Consider the following 15,680-nt stretch of genomic DNA (forward strand, 5'->3'; position numbering starts at 1 on the left):
TTCTTCTTCAGGTTTGCTTTCTCCTTTTATTTTATCTAATAAATTATTAAATGCTTTTTTTAATTTATCAAAACAAATTATCCACCTTTATTTTGTTGAGCTTGCAATTGTTGTTGTGCTTGATTAAGTATGTCAGCTATTTCTTTATAGGCTTCTAAAGATTTAGCTAATTCTTTTTCTACGTTACTTAAAACACTTGATAATTCAGTTTTTTTATCATTTAATACTTTAGTTGCAAAATCTGGGTCTACTTCTGCATAATATTCTAGGCCTAAATGAACTAAAACTTTTGCCTTATCTATACCTTGAACCTTGAATATTACGTTTCCTCTTTTGTCCCCTACCATTAAGAGCTCTTGACTATTCTGTAATTCTTTTAATGCTTGTAATGAGGAGTCTATTGACATTATATTATCTTGTAGTTCAGCATAAGTTTTCTGTAAATAATCAATATACTTTTTTAATGCATCTGCTTGTGCTAATAAATCCTCTAAAGAGACAACTACTTTTTGTTGATTTTCTTCATTACTCATAAATATCACATTATTATTTTGTTTAACTTTGCTAAATCTCTTACTGTTTTATCTTTTGCTTCTTCTACTGGTATCTCTTTTATTTCCTCTATCTTTATATTATATCTCTTTACTTTGTTCTTGCTTCCTAAATATGAATACAAGTACTCTAATGCTTGTCTTTCATTTAGTGCTCTTACATACTTAACTACTTTTTGTCTCATTGGATAATGTGAAGCATTAAATGTTACTATTGCTCTTATGACGTAAGTTTTTATCTCACTCATCTCAATCACTAAAAGCTCTTTGGATTCTTAAAATCTCTGGTCCTGTTGTTGCTGAACCTACTAGAACTCCATTCCTATTTGCTATTAAACCACTATGGATAAAAGCACTGCCAAAATTAACAGTACCAGTATCTATTTTCACTCTAAATAATTTACTTAATTTATCGAGTTCTTCTTCTGTTGTATCTATGTGAACTAAACCAGCTTTATCAGTTATAACTCCTACAGAACCTACAGTTATAATATTAGCTATGCTTCCTTTTTCTATATTATCAATCTGTAGACTTTCCTTTATTTTTTTAAATTCGATGCTACTTAACTCTGGATAAATTAAAGCCCCATAAGAATTAGTGAGAATTATGTTTCCTAAAGCAGTTGGTCTTATATCTAAAATTTCTACTCTAACATCTCTAGCTATATCTTTTATTTTCTTTACTTCTTCATCATCAACATTTCTGGGTAATAATATAACATTATTGTTACCAGCTACAAAAATTCCTATAAGGAAGCTTTTAGCAATAGTTGTCTGTATTATTTCTGTTTTGAAAGTTTCTTGGATTTTTTGGATTGTTTCAACATCCAAATTTTTAGGAACTATAGTATATTTATCATTAGTAAAGATATATATCCCTATGTTATCGGTTCCAAAAATAGTTAACTTATCTATGATCATTCACTCTTTAATGCAAGTCTGACTAAATATGTTTTTTCTCCTATCTTTTTTACTGCTACTCTTACTTTTCTTACTATTTTGTCTCTTCCGTTATATGTTATACTCTTAGCTAATAGAGGGTCAATTATTACTTTCTCGGCTCCAAAATGTCTTTGTACTATATTTCTTATCATTTTGATTGCTCTTTTAGTTCTTTGATTTCTTCTTCCCATGAAAGCTCTCTTGAAATTGATTACCATTTCGAAATTATCTTTCTCCTTCATTTTTTACACCTTTAAATCATTTCTTCTCCAATCTCTTCTGTGGAAGTTATATCTAAACTTTCCATTTGTTTTTATTATAACCCATGCTGGTACTGGTGAATTACTTTTTAATGCTCTAGCTAATCTTAATTTTCTCCCCAAAGGTTTATTTTTACTCATTTCCAACCCCTTTCCCTAATTGTAATCTTATAATCTTTTCTAGTTTGATTAGTTAATTGTGCTAATATTTCTTTCAATTCTTCATCAGTTATTGGCGCTTGTATTCTTCCAGATTGTGCTAAAGCTATCAGTTGATTTTCTATTGCTTCAGCTAACTCTGGTTTAACTAATTTAACATTAGCTAATCTTTGTCTGGCTTCTGGTGTTAGGATGACTCTTAGAATAGCATCTTTTTTTGCCTCTAACTCAGCTTTTCTTTGTTGTTCTTCCAATGCTTTTCTTTGTTGTTCGAGAGCCTTTCTTCTTAATAATTCATCTAATTCTGCGTCATATTCATCACTCATTTTTATCACCTTATTCTAAGTATTTTTTCAATTCTGGTTTTTTCTCAGCCAACTCTTTAAACATTTCGTATGATAATTTATCTAAAAGTGATCTTCCTTTAGGTGATAAAACTCTACCTTTTTTCGTTCTTATAACTAATCCAGCTTTTTCTAATTGGCGTAAAATTAATCTGTTAGCATGACCAGGTGCCTTAACTGTTCTCGGTGGTTTAGCTCCTCTTCTCTTTAGTCCACTATATAATCTTCTTGTAGTTCCAACTCCTAAGGGTGAGATGAAATATAATTTTCGTAATAAAGAAGCAGCCCTTACATACCACCAGATTTCTGGATTATCTGGAACTCTCTCATTAAAGCTAGAGGTTTTAGCAAAGTAGGACCATTCAGCCGGTTGTAGTTCTTTTACATTTTCTCTTAGATACTGTGCTAACCTAGGGATGAAAATATCTGCTGGCACCATTTTAGGTGTTATCATAAATTTTCCAGTATATGATCGTCTACTGAAGGTTTAAAATTTAACTTGTCTTTTTAATTAACGAGTTGATATGAAATTTTATATTGCATCTGAAGAGGATATACTTTCTGGAAAAATAACGGATATTTATTTTGAAAGAGCGGAACAAACTTTGAAGCACTTGGGAATTTCAAATGTAAAAGTAAGAATGGAAATTCATTCTTATGGTTTACCAGAAGGATATAAATGGGCTGTATTTGCAGGCCTCGAGGAGGTGCTTAGGCTTTTTGAAGGAAAACCAGTTGATATTTATGCTATGCCAGAAGGTACTTTATTTAAGGAAATAGAACCAGTAATGATAATAGAAGGAAATTACTTAGATTTTGGGGTATTTGAGACTGCATTTCTAGGAATGCTAAGGCATTCCTCTAGTATAGCTACGAAAGCAGCTAGAATAAAAAGTTTAGCTATGGATAAGACTGTGTTATTTTTTGGATTAAGAGCTTTACATCCAGCAATAGCTCCTATGGCGGATAGGTCAGCTTATATAGGCGGTTGTGATGGGATCTCAGGAGCTTTTGATAGAGAATATTTTAATATAGAACCTTCTGGAACAATGCCTCATGCATTAATGTTAGTTGTTGGTGATAATGTAAAAGCGTGGAAGGCATTTGATGAGGCTATGCCTCCAAGCGTTCCAAGGATAATATTGTCTGATACATTTGAGGATGAAAGAACTGAAGCACTAAAGGCAGCCGAATTACTGAAGGATAGAATTTATGGTGTAAGGTTAGATACCCCATCTAGTAGAAGGGGCAATTTTAGGAAAATTATTCAAGAGGTAAGATGGACATTAGATATACATGGTTATAATAACGTTAAGATTATTGTAAGTGGAGGTATAGATGAAGATGATGTAGTAAATTTAAGAGATGTTGTAGATGGTTTTGGTGTAGGAACTAGTATAGCATTTCCTCCAAGTGTAGATTTTAGTGCTGATATTGTTGAAAAATACGTTGATGGTAAGTGGATTCCATTCACTAAAAGAGGAAAATGGCCTGGAGCTAAACAAGTTTATAGATGTGGGTCTACACCTGATCATGACGTTATAACACTTCTTGATGGGAAGCCTCCTTCTTCTGATTGTCGTCCTTTATTAGTCAAATATATGGAAAATGGAAAATTAACAAGAAGTTTGCCTTCTATAAAAGAAATAAGGGAGTATGTGTTACAACAATTAAAGAAAATTACTCAACAATAATTTCTTTTGTATTTTCTAAACTTCTATTGAATGCTATTTCAACTATTGGTTCCATTCTTCTTATAGCATTGTACAGTCTTAGGTTTACACTTCTTATTACTATAATTAATCTGTAATCATCCATGGAATCGGTTTTAGTGGCTTCTGCTATTAATATTCTTCTTAATGTTCTTAGTTCTTCCATGGCTTCATTTATTAATTTAATATCTTCTTTATTAAGAACTTTTATAGCATGATTTATTATTACTGTAGATTGTTCTATTAAATCATTAAATTGATTCCAGTATTTCTTTATTTCATCTAAATCTTGTGGGGGTAATGCAAGTAAATCATTTGCTGCTTCACTTATTTCATCAGCAGCCTCTTCGATAGCTTTTATTAATATTCTATTTCCAATTAACTGGATTCTTTTTACCCCTATCATATATGCTAAGCTTCTATTAGATTGTGAGAGTATGAGTTGTCTTAGTGCTAAATAATATAAACGATCTATTTCTCTTTCTAATTCTATTGTTTCTTGTAAGAATGTTCTACTACCTTCTTTTATACCTAGACTTAGATAGTGGAGCATTTGTTTTAGGTTGTTTATAAGCCTATTAAGTAGACTGTTCATAGTATATTTTGTAGGGTCTAAGAAAGATTGAATTTGTATATAATCAACATTCTGTACAGTAATTTCAAAACCAATTAAACTTCTTACTGATTCTTTAATTTTTCTGAGCAAATCCTCACTGAATAATTTTTCCTTACTCTCTATTTCTATCCTATCGAAACCTAGAATATAAAGTCCATATATTATTCTAGTAATTATTTCTGGCATTACAAGATTAGAGATGACTACTTTTATTTCTCTAGGAGAGCCTTGAATTTTCATATTTGGCGGATAGATTTTTAGGCTTCCATCTTCATCAACTTCTAAATATACGCTCTCCCCAGCATTTAATCCTACTTCTTTTACCCATTCAGCTGGTAGGGAAACCATTAATGTTGATTTCCCAAATTTTTGAACCCTACGTACTTCCATTTTTATCACTATACTATGTGTTATATATATTTCAAAGTTTATAAAAGTAGTTTAAATAGGTATCAGACAGTTTTAATCTCGGGTATTTTGCCATAACCATTAATAAATATATATCTTGAACCAGTAGATGGAATAATTCTTATACCATAAGGTCTTCTTTTATTAAATTGAATTGCAATACTATCAAGAAATATTTTATAATATAGATCTTTATCCCTGGTTATTGCTACCATGTCCAATCCTGCAACACAAGCAAATGTGAGTTGTTGCAAATGAGGTAATTTTAGACTTTCCTCTTCAACTCTTTTCATTAATGTTATATCTTCGGCAACTGGTAACATAACTTCAGAGAAGCCTATAGGTTTTATTTTATTTTGCCATGCTAAATTGAATAATTCCTTGTTAATACCAAAAACTGCAAAAGTATTACCAGGCGAAAATAGTTTTCCACTTTTATTTTCTATTATATCAGCAACACTCTCAGTCATCCACGGGGAAAGTGAAATATCAACGCCTAAATACCTAACTTTAAAGTCTTTAGCATATTTTGCCGCAATTTCGTTTGCATTAATCAAGCTTATGTTTCCTTTACCTTGTAGATAATCATTAGCAAATAATACAGATACGCCAATAGAGTCAGTTACTGTATTTGCGGATCCTACTGGAAAATATGGAGTTAAAAGGAAATCATCATAGATTAGGACAGCTACTCTAGTTGAAATCTCAGGATCTAAGGAGTATATAAAATCTGATACATCTTTGGTCTCTTCTGGTCTTTTAAGTAAAATTGAAGCGTAAATCTTATCATTTGTATGTAATATCCCTGCTAATTCCTTTATCCTATTATCATTAGATTTTAAATGAAATAGTGAGAAAATAATTTCCTTAGAGTCTATAGGAATGAGATCTGCTATTTTATCTAAAGACAAGTCTCTAGGTGTTGGTGGTAAAGCAATCCTTTTTGTCCATATTTTCTCGTCTTTTATTTCCTCTAGTTTTTGAATATAATCATTTATTTTATTTTTGTCAAAATTCGTAACGAATATTGTTAATGCCCTTATTTTCATGTATTCGAATATAGCTGGCAAATATTTTATTTTTACTTTTCTTATTCTTATTAAGTATGCAGAAACTTATTATTCTTGTATCTAATAATAGCCTTGATGCGATGTATCATGCTCTTACTTTAGCATTATCAGCTAAAGCTTTGGGTTGGGGTGTTAAAGTATTTATAACTTCTCAAGCTGTGGCTTTATTTATTAAAGGTTCAAAGAGAAAATTTTCTATGCCATTTCTCGCAAGATTATTCTTAAATTTACAAATGAAGAGACTAAAGATAACTGATGCTGAAAAAATGTTAGAAGAGGCACTGAAAGAAGGTGTAGAGTTTTACGTTGATGAGGTAGGTTTGAAAATAATAGGTGCTAGTAAAGAAGATTTGATTGATGGTGTGAAATTATCTGGTAGTATAACTTTTTTAACAGAGGCAAAAGAAGCTGATGTGGTGATCTCTTTATGATAATTGATTCTGATGACGTGTGTCCAGTAGTTCTAGTTCAAACATTAAGGGCTTTTAGAGACGCTAGGGAAGGTGAGGAAATAGTAGTTAAAACAAAGTGGGAAGCTGCTGTACAAGAATTAAAAAAATGGTGTGATGAGACCGGTAATACATACATTGGTTGGGAGAAAGAAGGGAATAAATATGTTATTAAAATGAAGAAAGGAAAATAATACTTTTAAGTTATTAGTTACTAAAAGTAGTTAGGCGGTCAATATTGTGTCATCAAAAGAGGTACATGTTTTCGAAAATGCCATAGATTTAATGCAAGGAATGTGGCCTACTCCATTATTAAAGTTAAATATAGGTAATGATGTATGGGCTAAATTAGAGTTCTATAATCCTTTTAGTCACAGTATTAAGGATAGAACTGCTCTATTCTTATTTAAAGAAGCAATCAAGCAAAACGCTAAATCAATAGTTGAGGCAACTTCTGGCAATACTGGAATAGCTCTTTCTGCATTATCTTCTATATTTAAAATAAATTTTACAGTGTTTATACCATCTACAGCTCCTTCATCATTCAAAGTCTTAATGAAAATTTTGGGTGCAAACGTTATTTCAGCAGGAAATTCTACAACTGAGCTCTTACCTTTAGTGAAGAAACTAAGTGAATTTAACGGGTATACTCATCTGGATCAGTTTCATAATGAGATTAATGTTTTAGCTCATTATGAAACTACAGCTAAAGAAATTGATGAACAAACTAAAGTTTCTGGTATTAAAGTTAAAAGGATAATAGCTACTATGGGAACTGCTGGACATATTGTAGGTATAGCTAAGTATTTTAAAGAGAAATATGGTGATGATGTAGAAATTATAGGTGTTGAACCTGCGCAAGGAGAGCGTATACCTGGAATAAAAAGAGTTACAGATGATAAGGATAATAAGTTCCTTAAAATTGCTAAGATTGATAAGATAATAGAGATTAAGTTTAGGGAGGCTGTAGAGGGAGTAATAGATGTTGCTAGAAATGATGGTATTTTAATAGGTTTAAGCTCTGGTGCCACTGTTTCTGCATACAAAAAAGTGATAAGAGAAAGTAAGGGTGAAGGTGCTACTATTTTAATATTCCCAGATGACGCATTTAAGTACGTTAATGAATTAGAGGAGTATGTATAATTAATTTTTTAAAGGTTTATTAAAGTAAGATATATTTCGTGGCTACAGAGGTAATAGTTATTTTTAATAAGAATGGAGATATATTGGATTTTTCTCCAAGAGATATAGATTTAAATAAATTATTGGAAATAAAAGATAAGGAAGTGTATGATGATGGTGAATTAATAAGAGTTAGAGGTAAAATAGATAATAAATGAAGTTAGAAGATTTCTTCAAAGGTTTTTACATTCAAACTAGGCTTATAGAAGTTGACAATAGAAAAATTGTTGTTAAATGTTATAGCTCATCTTCATCTTTTAAATGGTATTTGATATCACCAGCATTTAGAGGGTTTCCATATACATCAAATCCTCTAGAAAGGATGAATAGAGAAATTAATTTTTTTACTTACAATTGGGGTGATGAGTTAAAAGTACCTAAAGTTATAGATTTTGATGAAGAAACTATCTGTATGTATAGAGAATTTATAGATGGAGAAGAGATCAGTGACCTTGAACAATTTGAAGAATTAGGAAAAGCTATCAATTTAATACATAGGAGAAATTTTGCCCTTGGTGATACTAAGCTAGAAAACTTCTTATATAATAAAAAAGTCTATGTGATAGATGCAGAGCAAGCTATTCAAACTAGTAATGCTTCTTACTTTTCTTGGGATTTATTAGTTCTAGCTTTCTCTATGTCATATAAGTTCCTAAAGGATCCTCAACTTTTTTATTTAAATTACATTAAGTTACTTGAAGGTTATTCTCCAAGTAAAGAAATAGTTAAGGAGTTATTAAACTTTAATAACTTACCATTACTTAGTCTTATACCATTTACTCATTATAACTATTTTAAAAAAGCTGTTGAGAAATTTTTATAATGATAGAATCGTTTTCCTTTTTTATATTTATTATTTCATCATTAAGTCTAGTACCGCAAGCTGGGCATCTATAAAAATATCTAACTATCTTATTTCCATCGCTACTATTTTCTGCTTCAGCTATAAAATCCATCTTAATGTTACATTTAGGGCATAATAATTCGTTTTTCATATTCAAGATTTAATACTTACCAAAACGATAATAAGTGTAATGATTGATAGATTTGGAAGGCCGATTGAGGATTTAAGAGTAACTTTAACTCATGTGTGCAATTTTTCTTGTTTTTTCTGTCATATGGAAGGAGAAGACAATTCTCAGAGTTTGTTGTCTCCAGAAGAAATTTCTTTGGTAGCTAAAGTAGGAATTGAATATGGAATAAGATCAGTTAAACTTACTGGTGGAGAACCAACTCTAAGACGGGATTTATTGCGAATTATTAGAGAGTTAAAAGATGTAGGTATAAAAGAAGTTTCTATGACAACAAACGGTGTTCTTTTATCTACGTTAGCATGGAAACTTAAAGAAGTTGGACTAGATAGAGTTAATGTAAGTTTACACTCATTAGATAAACAGCTTTTCAAGGAGATTACTGGAGTTGACGCACTAGATAAGGTTATTGAAGGAATAAAAGAAGCTATTAAGGCTGGATTAAGACCATTAAAATTAAATTTTGTATTAACTAAGAAAAATATATCGCAATTAGATAATATAATTAATTTTGCTATTGAAACTGGAGTAGATGAACTACATTTAATAGAACTTCATCCAGTAGGATTAGGTAAAAATACATTTGAATATCATGAAAAATTGGAAAGTATAGAGAAAATATTAAAAGAGAAAGCTGATAAAATAGAAATAAGAAGTAAACATTATAGACCAAGATATTATCTTAATAATTTAGTCATTGAGGTTGTGAAACCGTATGCAAACCCAATTTTTTGTGCTGGATGTAATAGAATAAGACTAACAGCTGACGGCAAATTAAAGACTTGTTTATATAGACAAGATAAAGAAATAGACATAATGGATATATTACGTGGTGATTTTAGTTTAGAAGAAAAAATTGAATTAATACGTGAAGCCTATGAAATAGCAATAGCTATAAGAGAACCTAATTTTAAATATAGGGTTGAGAGTTATGCGCCTTCATAAGCTTAAAGAACTATTAGAAGTAAAAGGATTAAAATGTGCAATAATAACCAGTCCAGCTAGTATATTTTACCTAACTGGATATGATTATATAACGACGGATATAGGTAACTTTGTTGCTTTAATTTATTGTGATGGTATAGCTACTCTTATAGTTCCTTTACTAGAATTATATAGGGCACAAGATAAGGTAAAAGAAATAGATTTAGTTGCATATAGTACGACATTAGAAGGAGAAAAGATTATTAAAGGTTCTTTAAAAGATGCAATTCTTAATTTTATCAAAGAAAATAAAATTGGTTTAGATATTCAAAATACTTCTTCAATATTTTATAATTATTTTAGTAAATTTGAAATAATAGACCTCTCAAAGGATATTTCTATCATGAGATCAGTAAAAGACCAAGAAGAATTAGAATTAATTAAGAGGGCTGGAGATATAACTACTGCTGCGATGAAAATTGCTCAGGACAAGTTAACTAACTCAGAAATATCAGAAAAATATCTAGCTGGTATAATAGACATGACTATGAGAACTGAGGGTGCAGAAGATTATGCATTTCCTAGTATTGTTGCTTTTGCAGAAAATTCTGCTTTTCCTCATCATATTCCCTCTGATAAAGTAATAAAAGAAGGACAAAATGCTGTCGTAGATATAGGAGCAAGGTATGAAAAATATTGTTTTGATAGTACTAGGACGTTTTTAAAAGGCGAAAACTACGAAATAAAGAAAATTTACGAAATAGTTTTACAAGCTCAATTAGAGGCTATTGATAAAGTAAAAGAAGGCGTAAAGGCTTCAGAAGTTGATTTGGCAGCAAGACGTGTGATTGAAAAAGCTGGTTATGGGAAACACTTTATTCATTCTACAGGTCATGGTGTAGGTATTGAAGTTCATGAATATCCTTCAATTTCACCCACTTCAGACGCTGAACTTAAAGAAAATATGGTAATAACTATTGAGCCAGGAATATACCTAAAGAATAAATTTGGAATTAGAATAGAAGATACAGTTATTGTAACAAAGAGAAAACCCATTGTTCTTGAGACTACATTCAAGTATTTATAACTTTTTAGTACTCTTTTTAATTTAACTTTATATTTAATGGGGGCCAATAACACTATTGTTATGGAAGAGACATTAAACCAAGAAAAGATGGTTGAAGAGATAGCTAAAAGGATAAGAGAGATCCTTGAAATTTTAGGGGAAAACCCTGATAGGGAAGGACTAAGAGAAACTCCATTAAGGGTAGCTAGAGCTTTATTAGAAATGACAAGTGGACTTAGAACTCCTCAACCTCAAATTAAAACATTTAACCTATCCGAAGATGGTATATCTGAAGTTGAAGACCAAATTATACTTGTAAAGAATATAGGTTTTTCATCTTTATGTGAGCATCATTTACTACCTATTATAGGAAAAGTACATGTAGCATATATAGTAGGTCAAGAAAGAAAAGTAGCTGGTTTTAGTAAGATTATAAGGATTGTGAATTATTATGCATCAAGGCCACAAATTCAAGAAAGATTGGTTCAGCAAATTGCTGATGCTATAATGAATAGTGATATTCATCCAAAAGGTGTCATGGTTATAGGAGATGCTCTTCATATGTGTGCATACGTTAGGGGTGTTAAAGATAGAGAGGCAAGTTTATTATCAGTAGCAACGAGAGGGTTATTCAAAAATAATGTGTCATTAAGGAACTATGTATTTAGATTACTCGAAACGTCAAAGAAGACAAGTTTATTATAGGTAAAATAGATTTTTTATTGAATGAGTGACTCAAAATCTAGGATTATTGAAATCTTAAAAAAATTTGGTGAATTACCTCAATCTGAACTAGTTAGGATTAGTGGGTTATCAAAAAGTAGATTGTCAGAAATTTTGTCTGAGCTGGAGAAACAAGGACTCATAGAGAGGAAAAAATCGCTCGGAAAAAATTTATCAGTAAAGTTAAGTAATAAGTTTATAAAAATAGGTATAATTAGGGCGGCTGAATATCCATTTATTATACCTTTTGTAAAAGCGCTTAAAGAAAGAGGGTTTTTTGTTGATATTCTAATTTATGATAATGGACTAAGCTTAACTAAAGATCTAGTAGAAGGTAAGATAAATATTGGATTTTCACCTGTAGTAACACAATTAATTTTTAAGAAAATATTTAATAATTTTGATATTATAGGAGGTGGGGCTAAAGGAGGAGGTGGAATAATTGGTGAATCTCTTTGTGACAGAGTCGGCTCCACAACTATGTCTAGTATGGAAATATGGTCATTACTATATAATCCAGATTTAAATTTGCAAAGTTATGATTCTCCAGAATCTATGGTGACTGATCTTGAAAATCATAAAATTAACGCTATATCTATTTGGGAACCTTACTTTACTATTTTAATTCGCAAGGGTTACCCCATTTTACATACATTTGAACCTTTACATTGTTGTACATTAGCTGTAAGAAATGAACTTGATAAGGACTTAATAAAAAAGGTCTATGAAGAATCTTTCACATCATTTTTATTTCAAAAAGATAGATGGGTGATAGATTATGCTAATTTATTAGGTATTAACTATTCTATCCTTTCAGATTCAGTAAAAAATTATGTTTTCGATTACTATTTAGATTTAAATGAAATAAGAAGAAACTTGAGAAAAATTGGAATCTTAGGCATCTAAATAGTAATATAACTCCATAGGATGAGGATACTGTTGCATAGTTTTTGCTTCGTCTCTCTTTAGATCAATATATGTATTTAATATTGATGAATTAAATACTGGTTTCAAGAACTCACTGTCGCTTTCTAACTCATCTAATGCTTCATCTAATGATCTAGGTAATTCCTTAATTTTTAATTGTTTTTTCCTCTCTTCGCTCATATGATATACATTTTCATCAACAGGGTCACCAGGATCAATCTTTTTCTTTATTCCATCTAAAGCAGCCATTAGTATTGCGGCAAATGCCAAATAGGGGTTACATGAGGGATCTGGTGGTCTATATTCTAATCTCTTTGCTTTTTCCATTCCCCTATAATATGATGGTATTCTAATTGCTGCACTTCTGTTGGATCTACTCCACACTAGATATACTGGTGCCTCATAACCTGGGATTAATCTTCTATAACTGTTTGTAGTTGGCGATACTATTGCTGATAATGCTCTACCATGTTCTAGTATTCCCCCTACTATATATCTACCTATTTGACTTAACTCTGCATATTCATCGTTAGGATCGTACATTAGATTCTTTCCATCTTTTGTCCATAAGCTAAAATGCGTATGCATTCCTGTTCCATTATCTCCGAACATTGGTTTTGGCATGAAAGTGGCTATCATTCCATGCTTTGCTGCTACATTTTTTACAACATATTTTAATGTTTGAACTTTATCGGCTGTATCAGCTAATGTAGAGAATCTGAAATCGATTTCGCCTTGTCCAGCTGTAGCAACTTCATGATGAGTAGCTTCTATATTGAATCCAAAGTAATCAGTTAATATATTAATAGCCTCTACTCTTATATCCATTAGCTGATCTACAGGCGGTGCCGGATAATAGCCCTCTTTGTATCTTATTAAAAATCCTCCATTTTTAGCCCATGGGGCTTCTCTAGCGTATATTTTATATCCAGTCCCACTTTGGGGTGTGGCTACATCTAAATCTACTTTATCAAATATAAAGAATTCTAGTTCTGGGCCAAAATAACTAATATAACCTTCTTCTGATTGTTTTTTTTCAGCTTCTTCTGCTATATGTCTTGGATCTCTCTCAAATCTTCCTTTTCCTCCTCCCCAAAATACCTGGGTTATAACTCTAGCAATTCCTTCATTCCAAGGTATAACTGCCATAGTTTGTGGTATCGGCATTAATACCATATCGCTTTCATAAATCATAGTAAATCCTTTTATGCTACTTCCATCTAATTTTCCAAATCCTGTTTTAAATGATTCTTCTGTAAATTCTGAGGCAGGGATAGTAATATGATGCAATCTTCCAGGTAGATCTGTAAACTGTAGATCCACCCATTTTATTTTATTGTCTTTTAGAAATTTCAGAGCCTCTTCGGCTGTTTTAGGTAAACTTGGCATGATTACGAATAGCTTTAATTGTTTAAAAAGATTATTAGTGTTAGATATAAAAACTGTTCAGAAGTTTATATATAATTCTTAATTACAGATTATGCAAATGTAAAATTTTGCTTAAAAATGCATTATAAAAAATAATTGATTAAGTGGTATAAAGTTAAAGAAAACTCTTCATACCAAATATTTTTTAATATATTCTTCTAGTGTTGTCTCATCTACGGCTCCTACTATTTGATCTACTAGATTACCGTTAAGAAAGATCAGGGTAGTTGGTATATTCATGACACCATATTTATCTGCTGTTTTTGGATTTTCGTCAACGTTAAGTCTTCCAAATACTATCTTATCCTTATACTTCTCGGCCATTTTGTTAAATATTGGTTCGTAGATATGACAAGGAGCACACCAGGGTGCCCAGCAATCTACAAACACTACTCTATTTTTTGTTAATATGTCGTCTATGTTACTATCAGTTATAGTTATAGTAGCTTCCTCCTTTTTTAATATTTTTTCGGCTTTTTCTTCTAATCTTTTGGCTATTTCTCTAACTAATGTGTCAATCTCACTCAATTTTATCCACTATATATACTTTCTTCAACTTCTTATAAAATGCTACCTTTGTGTTAACATAATTCAGAAGCTCTTCTTCAATACCATCTTTTTTCTCTTTTACCACGACCATTGCTATAGGTTGCTGTCCTAGTTGACCAGCATCTTCTCCAATTACTTTAGCATCTATTACATTAGGATGAGTCTTTAATATTTCCTCTAAGTCTCTTGGAAATATAGGATAGCCTTTATACTTTAGCATTCTTTTTTTAATCCCTCTGAAATATAGTAATCCCTTATCATCCATACTCATTAGGTCTCCAGTTTTTAACCATCCATTAGAAAATACTTTATTTGTTTCTTCTATGTCTTTATATCCTAGCATTAACCATGGTGCCTTTACCCATAATTCTCCTACTTCACCAGTTTTTGCCTCTTTTCCATCATCTTTAACAATCTTTACCTCGACTTCTGGTAACGGTTTTCCTACGCTAATTACATCTGCATATTCTAATGGTTGAAAAGTAAGTACAAATCCTTCAGTAAATCCGTATTGTTGAACTATCTTTTTACCAAATTTATTGAAAAATGTATTTACGGTATTAGGGAACAAAGGAGCTGCACTACTTACACATAATTCTAAGCTTGAAAGATTAGCATCTATTGTGTTTAAGGAATCGTATACCATTGGGACCGTTGAAAGATAGTTAATAGAATATTTCTCTATCACACTAGCTACACTTTTCGGTTCAAATTTTTTTACTATGTACATTGCTCCACCTGCTTCTAAAGTTACACCTAAAACGCTATTACCGAGAACATGAGCAATTGGTACTGTTAAAATGCTTTTAACTTCTTTTAACTTAGTTGCTCTATATAGAGACAAAGAATTCAATTCCATTCTTTCTGCACTATGTAAAACTTGCATTGTTCTTCCAGCTATTCCAGCATAATAGTATATTAATCCTACTTCATCTTCTCTATATTCATAAGGTGAAGAGAATACATTTTTTCTAGGTACTTCAACTACTGTTTTATAATCCTTTAGTATATTTTTTTCTCTTTCATATACGTCATGGTCTGTGAAGACTAAATCTGGTTTAGAGTCTTCTAATATAAACTTTAAGTCTTCTGCAGAAGTTAATGGATCGACTGCAACAATTTTTCCTCCAGCCCACAATATAGCTAAATAAGCCAGAATGGATTCTACTGTATTGAACATTATATGCACTACTGTGCTACCCGGCGAGATGTTAGATGCTATTTTTGCTATCTCCTGTACCGCTTGCTCATAAGTTAAATTTTTATCTTCACTTATTAAAAAAGTCTTACTAGGAGTTTTTTTACTCCACTCATACACTAATCTGGCTAAGCTCATAAG

Annotated in this window: 23 protein-coding genes; 10 read left to right on the forward strand and 13 right to left on the reverse strand. The window is 31.2% G+C overall.

Annotated features, from left to right (window positions below; all coding sequences use genetic code 11):
- Window positions 1-77: 77 nt before the first annotated feature.
- Genes pfdA through D1869_RS07725 form a run of 7 tightly spaced genes read right to left on the reverse strand, consistent with a single transcriptional unit; the run spans window position 78 to window position 2,710 of the window.
- Window positions 78-533 carry a prefoldin subunit alpha gene (pfdA, locus tag D1869_RS07695; protein ID WP_221267024.1) on the reverse strand — a complete coding sequence of 152 codons (456 nt, stop codon included), beginning with the start codon at window positions 531-533 and terminating at the stop codon, window positions 78-80.
- A 5-nt stretch (window positions 534-538) separates the two neighbouring features.
- Window positions 539-799 carry a 50S ribosomal protein L18Ae gene (gene rpl18a, locus D1869_RS07700; protein WP_156014596.1) on the reverse strand — a complete coding sequence of 87 codons (261 nt, stop codon included), beginning with the start codon at window positions 797-799 and terminating at the stop codon, window positions 539-541.
- A gap of 1 nt (window position 800) precedes the next feature.
- Window positions 801-1,472 (reverse strand): translation initiation factor IF-6, encoded by a 672-nt coding sequence (locus tag D1869_RS07705; protein WP_010979414.1) that lies wholly within the window; start codon window positions 1,470-1,472, stop codon window positions 801-803.
- Window positions 1,469-1,735 (reverse strand): 50S ribosomal protein L31e, encoded by a 267-nt coding sequence (locus D1869_RS07710; protein WP_010979416.1) that lies wholly within the window; start codon window positions 1,733-1,735, stop codon window positions 1,469-1,471. Before D1869_RS07710 ends, D1869_RS07705 begins: the two co-directional genes overlap by 4 nt.
- Window positions 1,736-1,738: 3 nt before the next feature.
- Window positions 1,739-1,894 (reverse strand): 50S ribosomal protein L39e, encoded by a 156-nt coding sequence (locus tag D1869_RS07715; RefSeq protein ID WP_010979417.1) that lies wholly within the window; start codon window positions 1,892-1,894, stop codon window positions 1,739-1,741.
- On the reverse strand, window positions 1,891-2,238 hold the full coding sequence (locus D1869_RS07720) for a DNA-binding protein (protein ID WP_156014597.1): 348 nt from the start codon (window positions 2,236-2,238) through the stop codon (window positions 1,891-1,893). The genes D1869_RS07715 and D1869_RS07720 overlap by 4 nt, the downstream gene beginning before the upstream one ends.
- A 10-nt stretch (window positions 2,239-2,248) precedes the next feature.
- On the reverse strand, window positions 2,249-2,710 hold the full coding sequence (locus D1869_RS07725) for a 30S ribosomal protein S19e (protein ID WP_156014598.1): 462 nt from the start codon (window positions 2,708-2,710) through the stop codon (window positions 2,249-2,251).
- Window positions 2,711-2,780: 70 nt separating this feature from the next.
- On the opposite strand from D1869_RS07725, the gene D1869_RS07730 reads away from it, so the two are divergent.
- Complete coding sequence (locus D1869_RS07730; protein ID WP_156014599.1) at window positions 2,781-3,950, forward strand: nicotinate phosphoribosyltransferase; 1,170 nt, start codon at window positions 2,781-2,783, stop codon at window positions 3,948-3,950.
- On the opposite strand, the gene D1869_RS07735 is transcribed toward D1869_RS07730, so the two are convergent.
- On the reverse strand, window positions 3,937-4,974 hold the full coding sequence (locus D1869_RS07735) for a phosphate signaling complex PhoU family protein (protein ID WP_156014600.1): 1,038 nt from the start codon (window positions 4,972-4,974) through the stop codon (window positions 3,937-3,939). The genes D1869_RS07730 and D1869_RS07735 overlap by 14 nt on opposite strands.
- 62 nt (window positions 4,975-5,036) lie before the next feature.
- Window positions 5,037-6,041, reverse strand: a complete 1,005-nt coding sequence (locus tag D1869_RS07740; protein WP_156014601.1) for a DUF711 family protein — start codon at window positions 6,039-6,041, stop codon at window positions 5,037-5,039.
- A 56-nt stretch (window positions 6,042-6,097) separates the two neighbouring features.
- On the opposite strand from D1869_RS07740, the gene D1869_RS07745 reads away from it, so the two are divergent.
- From D1869_RS07745 to D1869_RS07760, 5 genes are all read left to right on the forward strand, one after another.
- Window positions 6,098-6,493, forward strand: a complete 396-nt coding sequence (locus D1869_RS07745; protein ID WP_156014602.1) for a DsrE family protein — start codon at window positions 6,098-6,100, stop codon at window positions 6,491-6,493.
- Window positions 6,490-6,705, forward strand: coding sequence for a sulfurtransferase TusA family protein (locus D1869_RS07750; protein WP_156014603.1), 216 nt, complete (start codon window positions 6,490-6,492; stop codon window positions 6,703-6,705). The genes D1869_RS07745 and D1869_RS07750 overlap by 4 nt, the downstream gene beginning before the upstream one ends.
- Before the next feature lie 91 nt (window positions 6,706-6,796).
- Complete coding sequence (locus D1869_RS07755; RefSeq protein ID WP_184650941.1) at window positions 6,797-7,654, forward strand: cysteine synthase family protein; 858 nt, start codon at window positions 6,797-6,799, stop codon at window positions 7,652-7,654.
- Window positions 7,655-7,692: 38 nt separating this feature from the next.
- Window positions 7,693-7,851: a hypothetical protein gene (locus D1869_RS15145; RefSeq protein WP_184650926.1), complete on the forward strand. Its 159-nt coding sequence runs from the start codon at window positions 7,693-7,695 to the stop codon at window positions 7,849-7,851.
- Entirely contained in the window at window positions 7,848-8,516 is a 669-nt protein-coding gene (locus D1869_RS07760) for a BUD32 family EKC/KEOPS complex subunit (RefSeq protein WP_156014605.1), read from the forward strand. The genes D1869_RS15145 and D1869_RS07760 overlap by 4 nt, the downstream gene beginning before the upstream one ends.
- Here D1869_RS07760 and D1869_RS07765 read toward each other — a convergent pair.
- Window positions 8,488-8,688: a hypothetical protein gene (locus D1869_RS07765; RefSeq protein WP_156014606.1), complete on the reverse strand. Its 201-nt coding sequence runs from the start codon at window positions 8,686-8,688 to the stop codon at window positions 8,488-8,490. The genes D1869_RS07760 and D1869_RS07765 overlap by 29 nt on opposite strands.
- Window positions 8,689-8,727: 39 nt before the next feature.
- Between D1869_RS07765 and moaA the strand changes: the two genes are divergently transcribed.
- From moaA to D1869_RS07785, 4 genes are read left to right on the forward strand one after another with little or no spacing between them, the layout of a single operon-like run.
- Window positions 8,728-9,669, forward strand: a complete 942-nt coding sequence (gene moaA, locus D1869_RS07770) for a GTP 3',8-cyclase MoaA (RefSeq protein WP_156014607.1) — start codon at window positions 8,728-8,730, stop codon at window positions 9,667-9,669.
- Complete coding sequence (locus tag D1869_RS07775) at window positions 9,656-10,735, forward strand: M24 family metallopeptidase (protein WP_156015936.1); 1,080 nt, start codon at window positions 9,656-9,658, stop codon at window positions 10,733-10,735. The genes moaA and D1869_RS07775 overlap by 14 nt, the downstream gene beginning before the upstream one ends.
- Window positions 10,736-10,795: 60 nt before the next feature.
- Window positions 10,796-11,419 (forward strand): GTP cyclohydrolase I, encoded by a 624-nt coding sequence (gene folE, locus D1869_RS07780; protein ID WP_052846960.1) that lies wholly within the window; start codon window positions 10,796-10,798, stop codon window positions 11,417-11,419.
- Window positions 11,420-11,440: 21 nt separating this feature from the next.
- On the forward strand, window positions 11,441-12,343 hold the full coding sequence (locus D1869_RS07785) for a MarR family transcriptional regulator (RefSeq protein WP_156014608.1): 903 nt from the start codon (window positions 11,441-11,443) through the stop codon (window positions 12,341-12,343).
- Here D1869_RS07785 and glnA read toward each other — a convergent pair.
- The 3 genes from glnA to D1869_RS07800 form a co-directional block, all read right to left on the reverse strand.
- Window positions 12,332-13,753: a type I glutamate--ammonia ligase gene (gene glnA / locus D1869_RS07790; protein ID WP_156014609.1), complete on the reverse strand. Its 1,422-nt coding sequence runs from the start codon at window positions 13,751-13,753 to the stop codon at window positions 12,332-12,334. The two genes, D1869_RS07785 and glnA, sit on opposite strands and share 12 nt — an antisense overlap.
- Before the next feature lie 168 nt (window positions 13,754-13,921).
- Window positions 13,922-14,320, reverse strand: a complete 399-nt coding sequence (gene trxA / locus D1869_RS07795) for a thioredoxin (RefSeq protein ID WP_156014610.1) — start codon at window positions 14,318-14,320, stop codon at window positions 13,922-13,924.
- A complete protein-coding gene (locus D1869_RS07800) occupies window positions 14,313-15,677 on the reverse strand; it encodes a class I adenylate-forming enzyme family protein (protein WP_156014611.1) in 1,365 nt (454 codons plus the stop codon). The genes trxA and D1869_RS07800 overlap by 8 nt, the downstream gene beginning before the upstream one ends.
- Window positions 15,678-15,680 lie beyond the last annotated feature (3 nt).

It is taken from the genome of Sulfurisphaera ohwakuensis (genome assembly GCF_009729055.1).
GTDB lineage: Archaea > Thermoproteota > Thermoprotei_A > Sulfolobales > Sulfolobaceae > Sulfurisphaera > Sulfurisphaera ohwakuensis.